Annotated in this window: 12 protein-coding genes and 1 riboswitch; of the genes, 7 read left to right on the top strand and 5 right to left on the bottom strand. The window is 38.5% G+C overall.

Annotated features, from left to right (window positions below):
* Positions 1 to 260: 260 nt before the first annotated feature.
* Positions 261 to 1,643 (top strand): Na+/H+ antiporter NhaC family protein, encoded by a 1,383-nt coding sequence (locus P6922_RS03335; RefSeq protein ID WP_276874276.1) that lies wholly within the window; start codon positions 261 to 263, stop codon positions 1,641 to 1,643.
* Between the two features lie 50 nt (positions 1,644 to 1,693).
* Here the strand turns inward: P6922_RS03335 and P6922_RS03330 are convergent, their stop codons facing one another.
* Positions 1,694 to 3,160, bottom strand: a complete 1,467-nt coding sequence (locus tag P6922_RS03330; protein ID WP_276874273.1) for a WG repeat-containing protein — start codon at positions 3,158 to 3,160, stop codon at positions 1,694 to 1,696.
* A 240-nt stretch (positions 3,161 to 3,400) separates the two neighbouring features.
* Here P6922_RS03330 and upp point away from each other — a divergent pair, with 240 nt between their 5' ends.
* The gene (gene upp, locus P6922_RS03325) at positions 3,401 to 4,024 is read left to right on the top strand and encodes a uracil phosphoribosyltransferase (RefSeq protein WP_276874271.1); all 624 of its coding nucleotides are present in this window, start codon (positions 3,401 to 3,403) and stop codon (positions 4,022 to 4,024) included.
* A 287-nt stretch (positions 4,025 to 4,311) separates the two neighbouring features.
* Here upp and mscL read toward each other — a convergent pair whose 3' ends face one another.
* A complete protein-coding gene (gene mscL / locus P6922_RS03320) occupies positions 4,312 to 4,746 on the bottom strand; it encodes a large conductance mechanosensitive channel protein MscL (protein WP_276874270.1) in 435 nt (144 codons plus the stop codon).
* Between the two features lie 311 nt (positions 4,747 to 5,057).
* On the opposite strand from mscL, the gene P6922_RS03315 reads away from it, so the two are divergent.
* A complete protein-coding gene (locus tag P6922_RS03315) occupies positions 5,058 to 8,486 on the top strand; it encodes a pyruvate carboxylase (RefSeq protein WP_276874268.1) in 3,429 nt (1,142 codons plus the stop codon).
* A gap of 83 nt (positions 8,487 to 8,569) precedes the next feature.
* Here P6922_RS03315 and tyrS read toward each other — a convergent pair whose 3' ends face one another.
* Entirely contained in the window at positions 8,570 to 9,826 is a 1,257-nt protein-coding gene (gene tyrS, locus P6922_RS03310) for a tyrosine--tRNA ligase (RefSeq protein ID WP_276874266.1), read from the bottom strand.
* Between the two features lie 358 nt (positions 9,827 to 10,184).
* Here tyrS and P6922_RS03305 point away from each other — a divergent pair, with 358 nt between their 5' ends.
* The 3 genes from P6922_RS03305 to P6922_RS03295 are packed head-to-tail and all read left to right on the top strand — an operon-like array spanning position 10,185 to position 12,729.
* Positions 10,185 to 10,877, top strand: coding sequence for a tRNA threonylcarbamoyladenosine dehydratase (locus P6922_RS03305; RefSeq protein WP_276874264.1), 693 nt, complete (start codon positions 10,185 to 10,187; stop codon positions 10,875 to 10,877).
* An 8-nt stretch (positions 10,878 to 10,885) separates the two neighbouring features.
* Complete coding sequence (locus tag P6922_RS03300) at positions 10,886 to 11,572, top strand: hypothetical protein (protein ID WP_276874262.1); 687 nt, start codon at positions 10,886 to 10,888, stop codon at positions 11,570 to 11,572.
* A complete protein-coding gene (locus P6922_RS03295) occupies positions 11,569 to 12,729 on the top strand; it encodes a hypothetical protein (protein ID WP_276874261.1) in 1,161 nt (386 codons plus the stop codon). The genes P6922_RS03300 and P6922_RS03295 overlap by 4 nt, the downstream gene beginning before the upstream one ends.
* 55 nt (positions 12,730 to 12,784) lie before the next feature.
* On the opposite strand, the gene P6922_RS03290 is transcribed toward P6922_RS03295, so the two are convergent.
* Both P6922_RS03290 and P6922_RS03285 read right to left on the bottom strand, forming a co-directional pair.
* A complete protein-coding gene (locus P6922_RS03290) occupies positions 12,785 to 13,048 on the bottom strand; it encodes a Txe/YoeB family addiction module toxin (protein ID WP_276874260.1) in 264 nt (87 codons plus the stop codon).
* A gap of 3 nt (positions 13,049 to 13,051) precedes the next feature.
* The gene (locus tag P6922_RS03285) at positions 13,052 to 13,318 is read right to left on the bottom strand and encodes a type II toxin-antitoxin system RelB/DinJ family antitoxin (protein WP_007554867.1); all 267 of its coding nucleotides are present in this window, start codon (positions 13,316 to 13,318) and stop codon (positions 13,052 to 13,054) included.
* Positions 13,319 to 13,592: 274 nt separating this feature from the next.
* Positions 13,593 to 13,759: riboswitch (M-box (ykoK) riboswitch) on the top strand.
* An 82-nt stretch (positions 13,760 to 13,841) separates the two neighbouring features.
* Between P6922_RS03285 and mgtA the strand changes: the two genes are divergently transcribed.
* Positions 13,842 to 16,478, top strand: coding sequence for a magnesium-translocating P-type ATPase (gene mgtA / locus P6922_RS03280; protein WP_276874257.1), 2,637 nt, complete (start codon positions 13,842 to 13,844; stop codon positions 16,476 to 16,478).
* Positions 16,479 to 16,900: the final 422 nt, after the last annotated feature.

The following is a 16,900-nucleotide window of genomic DNA, read 5'->3' as shown; positions in this document are numbered from 1 at the left end:
TGAAATTTATATTCCTTTTATTGAAACCTTCATCATATATCGCATGTCGACAAAGAAAATAAATATATTGTAAAAAACGGAAGCCGTAATTCGGATATTTGCTTTTATCAAACTTCAAACTTCAAGGAAAATATTTATAACAGAAAAATCACTCAATTAAAATAAACTTGATTTTTTATCAAATTTACGTTATACCGATAAATAATTCCTGCGTAAATGACAATATTCGAAAAATAAAAAATTCTAAAAGGGGAATTATTATGAATGGAAAAAAACAAAACCGCATATCCTTGATTGAAGCCATAGCGGCAATAATTATTATCCTTATCTGTCTCGGCGCAGGAATAATACACTTTCAAATGCCGCCGCAAGTACCGATTTTACTTGTATTCGCACTCTTATGTATGTGGGGTAAAATAAAAGGATTTTCATGGGACGACATACACAAAGGAATAATAAAAGGAATTGAACCCGGCATAGTGCCGCTTATTATATTCATGCTCATAGGCACACTCGTTGCATCACTCATTGCAGCAGGCACCATACCGACCGTAGTAGTATACGGATACAAAATTATATCGGCAAAATATCTTCCCGTAATAGCATTCATTATCTGTATAGCTGAAGGACTTACAATCGGTTCATCATTTACAACCATTTCAACAATGGGAGTAGTATTGATTACACTCGGACGTATATCAGAAATTCCCGATGCATACATTGCAGGTGCAATCGTTTCGGGAGCTTTCTTTGCAAATAATATGTCACCTCTTGCGGACGTACCGAATTTATGCTCGGCAATAGGAGAAATACCCCTGTCGAAACATTTGAGAAATCTTGCAAAAAGCACACTCCCCGTACTGGTTATTTCAATAATAATCTATGTAATATTGGGCGGAAGCGCAAATGAAGTATCCGGAGGAATTGCGGAAACCATACAATCGTTGAATAAATTTTTCTTTGTCTCACCGATTACACTTGTTCCAATACTTCTCATATTCATAGCATCTTGGCGTAAACTTCCGGCAATAGCAAGCTTACTCATAGGTATAATAAGTGCATTAATTATCTATGTATTTTTTGCACCGAACTCATCATTGCAAAATGTGGCAAGCCTCGTAATGACAGGATACGCCTCAAACACCGGAATAGAAACAATCGACAAAATTTTTTCACGTGGCGGAATAATGAGTATGATGGGATCGGCATCTATGATAATACTCGCACTCGGAATGGGCGGACTTTTGGTAAAACTTGAAATTTTCTCAACAGTTATAAAACACATAGAACACTTTGTAAAAAATCAAACCGCACTGGTAATATTCAACTCTGTAGGATGTATGCTCACCGGAATTCTGATAGGAGAACAATACCTTACAGTAGTACTTCCGGGAGAAACATTCAAACCCTTGTATAAAAAAATGAATATACCCATGCACGTAATGACAAGAACACTATCCGGTGCCGGAGCGGCATTCTCCTCGATAGTCCCTTGGAGCGTAGCCGGTACATTCATAATAGGAACCTTGGGACTTTCAAATGTAAATTATATATTCTACGCATTCTATCCTATGCTTATTCCTATATCGACAATAATTTTAAGTTTCATAAAGAATGAAACAAATAATTCGCATAGAAAATAAAAATTTAAACATAGTAAAAACCGTTGTTTATTTACAACGGTTTTTGTTTTTTACATCATTTCTATTTCATCATAATTTGGTGAAAGTACCCAAATTCCTTCTGCGTTTATTATTCCCCATTTGCCGTTTTTCTTTGCGGGGGCGTAGCCGTTTTTGAAAATTTTTGCGTTTTCGATTTCCTTTTCTTTATGTATTATATTTCCTTTTGTGTCGATGATTGCGAAAAATTCTCCACGTTTACAAATCCATGTGTAGGGAGTATTTCCGAATTGTTTTATATGTACGTTTTCGGAAAGTGTGAGGATTTCTTCACCGGTTGATGCATCGATGTATGCTCTCGTTCCTTCCCATTTTGCTATTGCACGGTTTTGTCCCAATAAAATTATTTTGTCATAGTCGGATCCGGTTGTAAAGTTTCCGCTTTTCATGTCCAGTATTCCTACGGTGTCGAATTCTTTGTCTTTCAAAACGGCATATCCGTCATCTGTCGATATGGAATCTACTTTCAGGTTTTTACCTCTGAATATTGTATTTCCATGGGTATCTACGAATTTTGTTTCGCCTTTGTTTATAACGAATGTACCGTATTTTGTCATGGGATAAACTTTGTCGTTCTTGCTGTCTATTACTATATTTCCGCTCTTGTCGATAAATCCTCTTTTTACTTCTTTGTAGGTGTTTCTGTCTACCAAGTCGTCTTCAGGTATATCGTTGAGTGCGGATGTTATGAGTACTCCGAGCCATGTTCTTGCTTTTACGGCATTTACTTTGCGATGGTATTCGGCAACTCCGTACTTGTAGCTTTCGATGTCTTTGTACTTGTTGTTGAAAAGTTTTGTTCCGTTTTCGTCTATTGCTATGTTGCTTCCGTTTTCATCTATTACGAATGCGATGCCTTCGCTGAACTTTGTCAATACTTTTTTGTAACGTGGTGAAATTATTACTTTTCCGTCACCGTTTTTAAATCCGTAAAGGTTGCCTTCTTTGTAGCCGAGTATTCCTTTTTCTCTGCGAAGTATTTTTTTCGCCTCTTCGTTTGAAATTTCTTTTCCGTTTTTGTCTATGTATTTTTCGTCTTTTTTGGAATTTTGTGCAAGGAAAAATCCGCTCTTTTCAGCTGTGAGTTTTTTGTATTCGGGTTTAAGCGTGATTGTTTCGTCAGTTCCGAATATTCCCCAAAGCTTTTCTTTTCTGACTTTTGCAAGAATTCCGTTTTCGTAGAATGTTGTGTCGTTGTCGACTTTTGTATTTTTGTATTCCGCAAGTTCGGATTTCTCTCTTACGTCAATGAGAAGATCGTCCTTGTCTACCGGTTCGGTTATTCCTTTTACTTTGAATTTTGACGATGAACTTGATGTACTTGATTTTTCTTCAGTTTTGAATGTTTGCTTTTCAATTGTCTGTTTGTGGAATTCACGGTGTATGTGTCCGCCTGTCGTTACGCCGTATTCTGCATTTGCACTTGTGAGTATGAGTGTGCTTGCAAGTGCTGTAAGGATTGCTATGTGTTTTTTCATTTTTCCCTTCTTTCTTTCTATACTCTTTTGAATATATTTTATTTAATATATTGATTTAAAGTTATATTTTTTACTTTTTCGGAAGTATAATAACATAAATGCTAACAAAAAGTAAAATAACATTTTTATAAATTTTTATATTTTGAAATTTTCTTTTGAAGTGTGTTGTTTTGCAGTTATTTTTATTGAATGTTTGTGCTATTATATATAGGATAAAATGATGTTTAACAGGAGGGCGCCATGAATATAACAGTTATCGATCATCCTTTGGTACAGCATAAGTTGACTATTATGAGAAAGAAGAATACTTGCTCGGCAGAGTTTCGTAAGTTGCTGAAGGAAATAACCTTGCTTATGGGTTATGAGGTTACACGTGATTTGCAGCTTGAAGATTTTGAAATTGAAACTCCTTTGGAAAAGACTGCCGGTAAGCGTATTACGGGTAAGAAGCTCGGAATTGTTCCGATTCTTCGTGCAGGTTTCGGCATGGTAGATGCGATGCTTGAACTTGTTCCGTCAGCACGTGTCGGTATAGTGGGTATGTATCGTGATCCCAAGACTTTTAAGCCGGTTGAATATTATTGCAAGCTGCCGGATATACACAATCGTCAGTTTATTCTTTTGGATCCCATGCTTGCTACCGGCGGAAGTTCGGTTGCGGCAATTCAGATGCTTAAAGATCGCGGTGCAAAAAATATTAAGTTCCTTTGCCTTGTAGCCGCTCCGCAAGGTGTGGAATTGGTAAATCGTGAGCATCCTGATGTACAGATTTATACTGCCGGATTGGATAGAGATTTGGATGAAAACAATTACATTCTCCCCGGTCTCGGTGATGCCGGCGACAGAATTTTCGGCACCAAGTAATTTTGAAATTTGCCTGCACCATGTGCGGGCTTTTTCTTTTGCTTTTATTTGTTGTATTGGAAATATTTAAACTTGAAAATTTTTGTTTTAAAAGAGTTTTGAAGTATCGTAAAGTTATATTTTATATTCGTGTATATTAAGAAATCAGATTTTAGATTTAGTTTGATGATGAGTTGTAAATAATATTTGAACGTTTAATAATATAACAAAACGACATCGATTTTTTTGTTTCGATGTCGTTTTTTATTTTGTGTTGTTTAATAACAAGTGTATATTTTGTAATTTCTTTATTTTGTAAGTTGTGCGGTGCAGTGGGGACAGCGTGTTGCTTGGTCGTTTATCGGTTCTTTGCAGTATTCGCATTTGCGCTTTTTTTCCGGAGCTTTTTTCGGTAGGAATTTGTTTATTTGTTTGAGTGTGAAGAATATGCAGAATGCAATAATCAAGAAGTCGATTACGGAGTTCAAGAAGAGTCCGATTGCCATTACGGGAACGCCCAGTGCTTTTGCTTCTGCAAGTGTTGATACGGGTGTGGAGCTTAGCGGTATGAAGAAGTTTGACAGGTCTATTCCTCCGATAAGCAGTCCAATCGGCGGCATTATTATGTTTTCTACAAATGACGACACGATCTTTCCGAATGCCGAACCTATAATTACACCTATTGCCATGTCGATAATGTTTCCACGCATTGCGAAGTCTTTGAATTCTTTTAATATTTTCATGCTTTGCTCCTTTATCCTTTTTCTTGTTTTATAGTAGCATACAAGGTTTTAATTGTAAAAAATAATATATTTTTATAAAGGGAAAATAAAGCAATCGGAGTTGTTGTGTACGTATTGTATTGTCAACTGATTTTTTATTTCATTTTATTTTGAATAGCTTTAGAAAAGTGCATGTTTACTTGTAATTTTTTTCGTTTTTATATTTTTACAAAAAGTTATTGATATTTGTCAACTCTATAAAACTTTGTAATATTTATTGAATTTTATGTATCGGGTGGTAAAATATAGTCATATTATATAAGGAGGCATCCATGAGAAAAATTCAGAAAGTGCTTGTAGCCAACAGAGGTGAGATAGCTATTCGTGTTTTCCGAGCTTGTAAGGAACTTGGAATACGAACTGTCGCAGTTTATTCGAAGGAGGACGTTTTGTCCCTTCATCGAAATCGTGCCGATGAAGCTTATTTGATAGGTGAGGGTGACGAGCCTGTTGCCGCTTACTTGGATATTGAGGAAATTATTCGTATTTGCAAGGAACATAATGTAGATGCGGTTCATCCGGGTTACGGTTTTTTGGCTGAAAATGTAAATCTTGCACGCCGTTGTCATGAGGAAGGAATTATTTTCATCGGACCTCGTGAGGAACATTTGGTAATGTTCGGTGATAAGGTAAATGCACGTGAGCAGGCGAAGCTTGCAGATATACCGATGATTCCGGGTACACATGGTGCAGTAAAGAGTTTTGATGATGTAAAAGAATTTGCACAGAAATACGGTTTTCCGATTATGATCAAAGCTGTAAACGGCGGCGGCGGTCGCGGTATGCGCAGTGTAGATTGCATGGACGACCTCGTAAGCGCTTATAGTATTGCAAAGACCGAGGCGAAACTTGCTTTCGGTGATGATGAAGTATATGCGGAACGTTGCGTTGTAAATCCCAAGCATATCGAAGTGCAAATTATAGGTGACGGAAAAGGGAATATTATTCACCTTTTTGAACGTGATTGTTCAATACAGAGAAGACATCAGAAAGTTATAGAAATGGCTCCTGCATGGTCTCTTCCGCTTGAATTGCGTAAACGCATTTGCGATGCGGCGGTAAAGTTGATGAAGAATGTAAAGTACCTTAATGCAGGTACCGTAGAATTTTTGGTTGATGAAAATCAGAAGGATTTTTATTTCATAGAAGTAAACCCTCGTATACAGGTTGAACATACCGTTACGGAAATGATTACGGATATAGATATTGTACGTACACAAATTTTGATTGCCGAAGGATATGCTTTGGACGGTGAAGAAATCGGAATAGGCAAGCAAGAGGAAATCAAGCATGAGGGTGTTGCAATTCAGTGTCGTATAACCACTGAAAATCCGCAGAACAATTTCATGCCGGATACGGGTAAGATTGTCGCATATAGAAGTTGCGGCGGTCCAGGTGTGCGTTTGGATGCCGGTACGGCATATACGGGTGCCATTATTACACCGTACTATGATTCGCTTTTGGTGAAGGTAAGTGTGCATGCGTCCAATGCGAAGGATACGGTAAGACGTATGCTCCGTTGTCTTGACGAATTCCGTATAAGCGGAGTGCAGACGAATATATACTTCCTTCAGAATATGCTCAATACCGATGATTTCCAAAACGGTTTGTGCGATGTAAATTACATAGATCGTCATCATGAATTGCTCAAGGATACGGTCGAAGTAAGCGACAGAGGTACAAAACTTCTTGATTACATCGGTGATATAGTTGTAAACGGATATGCAGGTGCAGGCCATCAGGACAAGCCGAATTTCGATCCGCTTTACAAGTTGGATGCCGGAAAAGAACCTCTACCCAAGGGTACACGTCAGCTCCTTGACGAAATGGGTGTAGATAAGTTTATAAAGTACATACACGATAAAAAAGAAGTAATGTTCATGGATACGACTTATCGTGATGCACATCAGTCGCTTTTGGCAACTCGTGTAAGAACGCACGATATTATGAATGCGATACGTTACACCGCCACAAAAGTGCCGCAACTTTTCTCCTTTGAAAACTGGGGAGGTGCGACATTTGACGTTGCATACAGATTCCTTGACGAAAGTCCGTGGGACCGTTTGCACAAAATGCGTGAAGCCGCTCCGAATATTTTATTCCAGATGCTTACACGTGGTGCAAATGCCGTAGGATACCTCAATTATCCGGAAAATGTAATCCGTCAATTCATCGAACGTGCAGCGGTAAACGGTATAGATGTATTCCGTATATTCGACTGTTTGAACCAGCTCGACCACATGACGGTAACGATAGATGAAGTAAGAAAACAGGGTAAAATAGCTGAAACGGCATTCTGCTATACGGGTGATATTTTGGACGATCGCCGTCAGAAATATTCATTGAGATACTACACCGACCTTGCAAAATCAATGCAAAATGCAGGTGCAAATATTATTGCGATAAAAGACATGGCAGGACTTTTGAAACCTCAAGCGGCATATGTACTTATAAGCGCACTCAAAGATGCGGTAGATTTACCGATACACTTGCACAGTCACGAAGGCAGCGGATGTACTCAATACATGTACACACGTGCAATAGATGCAGGAGTGGACATTGTAGACGTAGCAACGAGTGCATTATCCGGTGGAACGGCACAACCGTCCATGTCCTCGCTCTACTATGCACTTCAAAATCACAAGCGTCAGCCGAAACTCGACATAGACGCACTCGAAGAAATAGACCGCTACTGGCAGGGTGTACGTCCTTACTATGCAGGAGTGGACAGCAAAATCACCGGAGCGAACACAACGGTATATCGCCATGAAATGCCGGGAGGACAATACTCAAATCTTCGTCAGCAGGCAAGAGGCTTGGGACTTGGTGAACGTTGGGCGGAAATTTGTGAAATGTACGGCAAGGTAAATATGCTTTTCGGAGATATAGTAAAAGTAACACCCTCATCAAAAGTTGTCGGAGACATGACACTTTTCATGATCAATAACGGAATTGATGAAAAGAATATTTACGAAAAAGGACAAAAATTAAGTTTCCCGAAATCGGTAGTAGACTTCTTTGACGGAAAACTCGGAACACCTTACGGAGGATTTCCGAAGAAACTTCAAAACCTCGTACTGAGAGGAAAGAAACCTCACCTTGAAGAAAAGCCGAAAGACATAGACTTTGAAAAAGTAAAGAAAGATATGACGGCAAAAGGTTTGAAAGTGACGGAAAATACACTCGCATCATACAATATTTATCCGTTGGTATTTGCCGGATACACCGATAGATACAAGAAATACGGAGACCTTTCCGTACTTGATACACCGACATTCTTCTTCGGAATGAATGTGGGCGAAGAAATACGTGTAAATATCGAAAAAGGTAAAATGCTTATAATAAAACTCGACAGTATTTCACCGCCCAATCGTGAAGGTAAACGTCGTGTACTCTTCGAATTGAACGGTATGCCGCGTGAAATTACGGTATTTGACAAACACGCAAATACAGATGCCGTAGTATCAAGAAAAGCGGACAAAAATATCGCAGGAGAAATCGGTGCGACACTTTCGGGATCGGTAGTGAAAATACTTGCCGGAAAAGGTACATCCGTAAAGAAAGGACAACCTCTCATAGTTACCGAAGCCATGAAGATGGAAACGGTAATAAAATCCCCGATTGACGGACTTGTTGCCGAAGTACTTGTAAAACAAGGCTCACGCATCGAAACCGGAGATTTACTCATGGTAATTGAATAAAAAACAAAAATTCCCTTTACAAACGTAGAGGGAATTTTGATTTTTCGCACAAAAAAAGACGGCACATAAGTGCCGCCTTACTGTTATTCACCAATCTTGATTGAGAAATATTTTTTCTTACCTTTACGAACTATAATGTATTTTCCTTCGGTATTTGGATGAGCGGTTACATTTGCTTCAAGATCCGTCACCTTTACACCGTTAATACTTACAGCACCGTTTTTAATATCTTCTCTTGCCTGACGTTTGGACTTTTCAACTCCGCCCTGTACAAGAGCCTCAACGATATTCATAGGAGCTTCGTGAATATTTCCGCCTTCGGTGTTTTTGAAAGCACCTTCAATTTCGGAAAGTGTCAACTCCTGAATGTTACCCGTAAAGAGAGCTTCCGTTACCTTGAGAGCTTCTTTTAAACCGTCCTCTCCATGTACGAAACGTGTAACCTCTTCTGCAAGACGTTTCTGTGCCGTACGTTTTTCCGGTTGAGACTGTGTAAGCTTGTCGAGTTCATCTATTTCTTCCTTTGTAAGGAAAGTAAAGAACTTCAAGTAACGAACCACATCACGATCATCCTGATTGAACCAGAACTGGTAGAATTCGTAAGTGGAAGTTTTCTTTGAATCGAGCCATACAGCACCGCCGGCAGTTTTGCCGAACTTCGTACCGTCGGCCTTGAGCATGAGAGGAATGGTCAAACCGTAAACCTGTGCCTGACGACCTTCCTTTGTATGAATGAAATCAACACCGGAAGTAATATTTCCCCACTGATCCGCACCGCCTATTTGAAGCTGTACATCACGAGTCAAGTACAAATGTCTGAAATCTATAGACTGAAGTATTTGGTAAGTAAACTCGGTAAAAGAAATACCGGTATCAAGACGACTTGCGACAATATCCTTTGCAAGCATCGTATTGATATTGAAATGTTTACCGTAATCTCTCAAAAAATCCAATAAAGAAATCTTTGAAAGCCATTCGTAATTGTTTACGAAAGTAATATTCTCCGAACCTCCGAAAAGTTTCGTAAGCTGAGCGGTCAAACATTTTACGTTATGTTCAACTTTTTCAATAGACTGCAAAACACGTTCCGTTTTGCGTCCGCTCGGATCACCGATAGAACCGGTAGCACCGCCGATCAACATGTAAGGATGATGTCCCGCCAACTGAAAGCGTTTGAGCATCATGAAAGGTATCAAATGACCGATGTGCATACTGTCACCGGTGGGGTCAACGCCGCAATACAGAGAGATCGCTTTCTCTCCCGTCAATTTATACAATCCTTCTGCATCAGTTTGCTGATTTATGGCGCCACGCCATGTCAATTCATCAATAATATTCATAGACTCCACCTTTCTTTGGGATGACGATTTTATGCACAACCCTAAGACCTTTTTGACGGACATAGATTAAAAATTAATCGACAGGTCATAATAAAATCGGTACTCCAATATTTTTTTGTTTATGCCTCAGGCAATGAGACACATTCTTTATAATATAACATAAAAGTTAATAATTAGCTAGAAATTAAGGGCCTTGAAACGTAAAGTCTCAATGCGTTTTTGTACTCTTTGAAAGCATATAATCAGAAAATTAAACCGAAATAAATTCGATAAATATATTTGAAATAAAAGTTTTCATGAAAGCGTTTGCGGAAAGTTTTTGCTATAATGATAAAGATAAAGAAAAAGGAGAAATTTGATGAAATCTGTATTTCAAAGAACCATACGTACACTGGGTGAAGAAAATCTTGAAAAACTCAAAACGAAAACCGTTGCCGTATTCGGTACGGGCGGAGTGGGATCGTATGCCTGTGAAGCACTGGTACGTGCAGGTGTAGGAAACCTCATATTTATAGATAAAGACGTTGTAGACGAAACAAATATCAACAGACAACTTGTGGCGGACCTCACAACGGTAGGAAGAATAAAAGTAGAAGTAATGAAAGAACGTGCAATGCGTGTAAATCCGGAATGCAACGTACAAATCAAAGCGGAAAGATTTGAAAGCGGAGATGCGGAATTTATCAAAAATCTTCATGCGGACTTTATAGTAGATGCGATAGATGACGTAGCGGCAAAAATTTCAATGGCGAAAATATGTGAAGACGAAAACATACCCCATGCATCATCCATGGGAACCGGAAACCGTATACACCCCGAACTTTTGCAAATTGCAGACATATACAAAACGGACATCTGTCCGCTTGCGAAAAAAATACGCAAAGAACTCAGAAAACAAAGAGTAAAAAAACTTACAACGATATACTCGAAAGAAAAACCGCGTGAAATAATCGGTGAAGGAAATGCCGTAGGATCCATATCATTTGTACCTCCGGTAGCCGGAATGATGCTCGCCGGTATAGCGATACGCACACTTTTGGAAATAGAATAGGAGAAAATATGAAAAAAATAATTACATCTGCAATACTTATTGCAATGATGACCTGCGGTATTGCAAATGCTGAAAAACTTCAATTGCCGCAAGGAGAGACATTGGACTTGAGCGAAAAAGTCGGAGTCTATGACGCTGAAAATTCATTCACTGTAAAAATGATAAGAAAAGAAATAGACAAAAAAGAAACACAAGAAAAAATAAAAGAAAGCCTCTTGAACTCGGGAGTGACGACAAATGTCGAAGAAGCGACAAATACAGTCACAAACATAATAAAAAATACACGCATATACCAATTGAGAAGCAACACGAAAGAAAACTACTACCAAGGAATACTCGTAAGCGTATACGTAAAAAACAGCGATAAAACGAAACTGAAACAACTTCAGGAAAATCTTGCGAAAGAAATCGAAAACATCGACTTCGTAGGAATGGCTGTAAAGTCATACATAAAAAACATACCTTTGGATATAAAAGAAAAAGATATGAAAAAAAGTGAAAAAGGAATTGAATACACAGAAAAAGAAACGAAAGCCGACTTTGAAAATGCAGACTTTTCAAGCGATCTGTACATCGACACAATAATCATAAAAGGAAAAGAAGGAAGCACATACTCGGTATTCAATACTACACAAGTAGCGGCAAAATACTTCAGACCCTTTATTGAACAAGCATTGAGAGGTATGGAAAAATGAGAAAACTTACAACGATAATACTTGCAATGCTTATGACCATGTCGATTACAGGCATACAGGCAAACACACCGCAAGGCGGAAATCTGAGAATAAATCCGAACTATACGAACGAAGAAAAAATAAATAAACCGGACGAAAAAACGGAAAGTAAAGACAAAAAAATTTCAAAAGAAAATCCGGCAAAAACGGAAGAAAAAATAAAACAGGACAAAAAACAAGATACAAAACAATCTGCAACTAAAGAAGAAAAAAATACAAAAACTGAAGTAAGAACTGAAAAAGAAACGGAAAAGGAAGAAGTAAAAGCGGAAAAAGAAGAAGTAAAAAAACTCGAAAAAACCGAAAAAATTGAAAACGAAAAAACAAATAAAGACGAAACCGAAAAATCCGACAACTTGGAAAAAATCGAAAACGTAAAAGACGAAAAAAAAGAAAACGCAGAAGAAAAGAAAAACGACAAAGAAGACAAAAAAGAACTTGAAGAAGAAAAAAACCTCGAACTCTCTGCAGTTTTTGAAACACAAATGCCGAAATTTTTCACCGGAGAACTTCCGATAAAAGGATTTTTGAACGAACTCGACTATCCGAAAAATATAAAATTCACACCGATGATAAATAAAAAATTACCGGAAATTGAAGAAATACCCCAAGAAATTTTAAATATGGCGGGTGCAATATATGTAAAAAAAGACCATGTACTTGCAAAAGCCGGAATTTTCGGCATAGAATTTCCGAAAATACTTTTCATACCGGAAGCGGAAGGACTGTTTCTTGAAAACGGAATAGACAAAAGACTTGTAAAACCCATACTCGGATTTAATACGAAATTCGTAAATGCGGGTACGATTGTAAACGAATTTTTAAAAAATTTAATAGCGAAAGTAAGAAACGACAATTTTCCGATACCCTATGACTTTGTAAATGCGGATATAGACGAAGTGATGCAATTCCAAAGAGATGAAAAAAATCCCGACCTCTACAGTGCGGGAGTACGTGGAAAAATGCTCATAGACGGATTTGTACTGCCGGTAACGATGAAAGTGAACTTCATGCGCAAAGGCGATGTATACAGAATAATATTCATAGCATATGACGACTCGCAAAAAGAAATAATGGAACCGGCGGAAAAGAAAATACTCGAACTTGCAACGCAATAAAAGCATGCTCACGCATAATTTCATGCATTATAAAAGCACTCGTAATGAGTGCTTTTTAATTATAATGGCCTTTGCAATCAACTATGATGATTACCGTTTCCTCAACTATATAAACAAGTCTGTGTTCATGATTTATGCGTCTGCTCCATAATCCTTTCAGATTACCCTTTAAAGGTTCGGGTTTGCCGGTTCCGATAAAAGGGTGACGTAAAATTTCTTTTATCAGTTGATTGATGCGTTTCAGTATGCTTTTATCTTCTTTTTGCCAAAATAAATAATTTTTCCACGCATCAATATCCCATTGAAGACTTCTTTTCATATTTCAATCCTCGATAAGACCATGTTCTACAAGCTGCATTTTTCCGCTTTTGTACTCATCAAGTTTCTTTTTTAAATAACGGAGATTCGATTCGGAATAAAAAGGATCGTCATTCAATGAAATTTCAAAAGGAATTCTCTTTTCACGAACTGCAGTTTTTGCAAAAACACAAAAAGCGGTAGTCATGCTCATACCGATTTCTTCACAAAAAGAAGAAAAATCTTTTTTCAATTTACTGTCCATTCGGATATTTACGTTTGTTTGTGACATTTGTACCACCTCTTATACAATTATATATAATTGTGATTACATCGTCAATAAATTTATATACAAGTGTTTGCGGGAAAATACTTTTGCAATAAATACATACAATGAAAGCATGCTCACGCATAATTTCATGCATTATAAAAGCACTCGTAATGAGTGTTTTTTAATTATATTTATATGTAAAAATCAAAAAATATTTCAACTGAAAATATTTCATAAAAATAACATAAAAACCCTTGATTTTTTCTTATCGAGTGCTATACTGTCTTTGTAATTGTATCGGACTTGTTCGGTGAGGCTCCTATATAAACATAGGCTGCTGCCCAAAAACGTCGAGAGACGCCAATGGGTGTAACAGGATTTGTCGAAATAAGGCATATCTTAACGCAGCTAACTCAATGTTTACGTTGTATAGTGCTAAAACTCAGACGATTGAGTACATAGAGCTTCTCCTGTTCGGGAGGAGTTTTTTTCATGCAAGAACAAAAGTCCTATCCTATAAAAGATTACAGAAAGGATGAGGAAAATGAAAACAATTACCATGTATGAAGCGGCACGTGTTGACAAAAATGAGTTGTATAATTTGTACGACACTCCGCAAAACGGTCTTGACGATGCGGAAGCGAAAAAGAGGCTGGAGCAATTCGGAAAAAATACTACACGCATCGACAAAAAAGAACCTTTTTGGCTCAAAGTATTGAAAGTATTCTCCAGTCCGTTCACATTGGTACTCTTGGGACTCGGTGTGATTTCATTTATGACGGAATACGTATTTGCAGATGTCGGCGATAAAGATGCGACAAGTGCAATTATTATATTTCTTCTCGTATTTGCAAGCGGAACGATGACACTCATTCAGAATAATCGTTCGGACAAAGCGGCGAAGAAACTGCAATCCATTGTAGAAATATCTGCTGCAGTAAAACGTGACGGTACTTTCTCGGAAATACCGACAAGTACGATTGTCCCCGGCGACTTGGTCGCTTTACGTGCAGGCGACATGATTCCGGCGGATATGCGACTTATTTCCTCAAAAGACTTGTTTATCTCGCAGACCTCACTCACGGGCGAAAGCTACCCCGTTGAAAAGAAAGCGGATGCAGTTGTGAAAGAAGGAGATGCCCCTATTTCCTTCGGTAATATTTGCTATACGGGCAGTGAAGTCGTCAGCGGAAGTGCAATCGGAATTGTAGTAAGTACCGGACTGAATACAATGTTCGGCGACATAGTACGCCAATTGGAATCGGCTCCGATCAAAACCAGTTTCGATATCGGTATAGAAAAGACATCAAAATTACTTGTACGATTCATGATGGTCATGGCACCGCTCGTCATCATCATCAACGGACTGACAAAAGGAAATTGGCTCGATGCACTGCTCTTCGGTATCTCGATAGCGGTAGGTTTGACACCGGAAATGCTTCCGATGATTGTAACGACCAACCTCGTCAAAGGAGCGAACGACCTCGCCAAGAGAAAAACCATTGTCAGAAGTCTGAACTCGATGCAAAACTTCGGAGCGATAGACGTACTCTGTACAGATAAAACAGGCACATTGACACAAGATCAAATCGTACTGGAATACCATCTCGGTATCAATGGAGAAAGCAGCAATCGTGTACTGAAACACGCCTACCTTAACAGCTACTTCCAAACAGGACTCAAAAACTTGATGGACAAAGCGATTATAAGGGCGGCAGACGAAGAAATATCCGGCTTGGGAGTCGGTTATGAAAAAATAGATGAAATACCCTTTGATTTTGTCAGACGAAGAATGAGTGTAGTTGTAGCGGACAAAAACGGAAAAACACAACTCATTACAAAAGGTGCTTTGGAAGAAATGCTTTCAATATCCTCTTTTGTGGACATTGACGGCAAAGTACGTCCCTTGACTGACAAAGACAGAAATAAAATTGTAGAAGACGTAGATAAACTCAATCAGAAAGGTTTCCGTGTACTCGGTGTCGCACAGAAAACAAATCCGCCGGACGTGGATGCCTTCTCCATAGAAGACGAACACGACATGGTCATGATAGGATACCTTGCATTCCTCGATCCGCCGAAAGAAACAACACATGCGGCGATTATGGCATTGAAACGTCATCATGTCGATGTAAAAGTACTGACAGGAGACAGCGAACTCGTCACACGTCACGTCTGCAAAGAAGTAGGAATGGACATCGGTGACATCGTATTCGGCGAAGACCTTATCGGCATAACCGAAAAAGAATTGGCAAAAATTGCGGAAGAACACGTTGCATTTGTAAAATTGACACCGACACAAAAAGCGGACATCGTGCGTGTACTCAGACAAAACGGACATGTAGTAGGATTTATGGGAGACGGTATAAACGACTCGCCCGCCATGCGACAAGCGGATGTATCAATTTCAGTCGACAATGCTGTCGATATAGCAAAAGATTCCGCCGACATTATCTTGCTCGAAAAAGATTTACTCGTTTTGGAACAAGGACTTGTCAAAGGACGAGAAGTTTTCGGAAACATCATGAAATACATCAAAGCGACAACAAGCTCCAACTTCGGAAATATTTTCTCCGTACTGCTCGCAAGTATTTTCCTGCCCTTCTTGCCGATGACACCCGTACAACTTCTGTTTCTGAACTTGGTATACGACCTGTCCTGCATGGCAATACCTTGGGACCATATGGACATGGAATACTTGGAAAAACCGAAAAAATGGGAAGCGGCAAGCATACGTAACTTCATGATATGGTTCGGCCCGACAAGCTCCGTATTCGATCAGACGACATTCCTTTTCATGTACTGGCTGATTATACCTATGAGCATGGGATTCAATTACGTACAACTGACCTCCGGCACGGACATTGCCACATTTGAAAGCATTTTCCATACCGGTTGGTTTATAATGAGTTTGTGGACACAGACACTCGTTCTCTATGCTCTGCGTACACCGAAATTCCCATTTATAGAAAGTCGACCCGCTTTCAGTATGATGACAATTACCTTGCTCGGAATGCTGGTCGGAACGGTCATACCGTTTACCGTTGTCGGTAAATTCTTAAACCTTTTACCCGTTCCCGATAACTTCTGGATACTGCTAATTGTCAATGTGGCATTCTACTTGGGACTGGTAACACTTATAAAGAAAATATATGTAAAGAAATATACAAGACTTCTGTAAAAATAAATCCCTTTTGCGAAAGTGAAAGGGATTTTAAAATACGAAAAATAAAATAATATGTTATGAAAATAATATTTTGTTATGAAATATAAAGAGTATAAAATATATAAAAAACGAACAAAAAATATAAAACGAGCGGAAAACGGAAAAAACATGCACAATAAGCCTATAACGGGAAATTTTAACTGAAAAATGTATAAAATCATGTAAAATATTGCAAAAAGCAACTGTAATGTAATATAATTCAGTATGTAATATTCCTTGGCTTCGGCAATGTAAAAAGAGGAAACAAGGTAACTCTTTGTACATTTCAAAAAGGAGAGTTTTTTTAAGGAGATAAAAATGAAAAAGATTTTCGCATTGGCAGCGGTAGCTGCACTCACAGCAGGTGTAAGCGCATATGCTGCAAACCCGTTCAGTGA

It is taken from the genome of Dialister micraerophilus, assembly GCF_947090205.1.
GTDB lineage: Bacteria > Bacillota > Negativicutes > Veillonellales > Dialisteraceae > Dialister > Dialister micraerophilus.
Note: the sequence above shows the minus strand (reverse complement) of the source record. Positions and strands in the feature narration are given on the sequence as shown.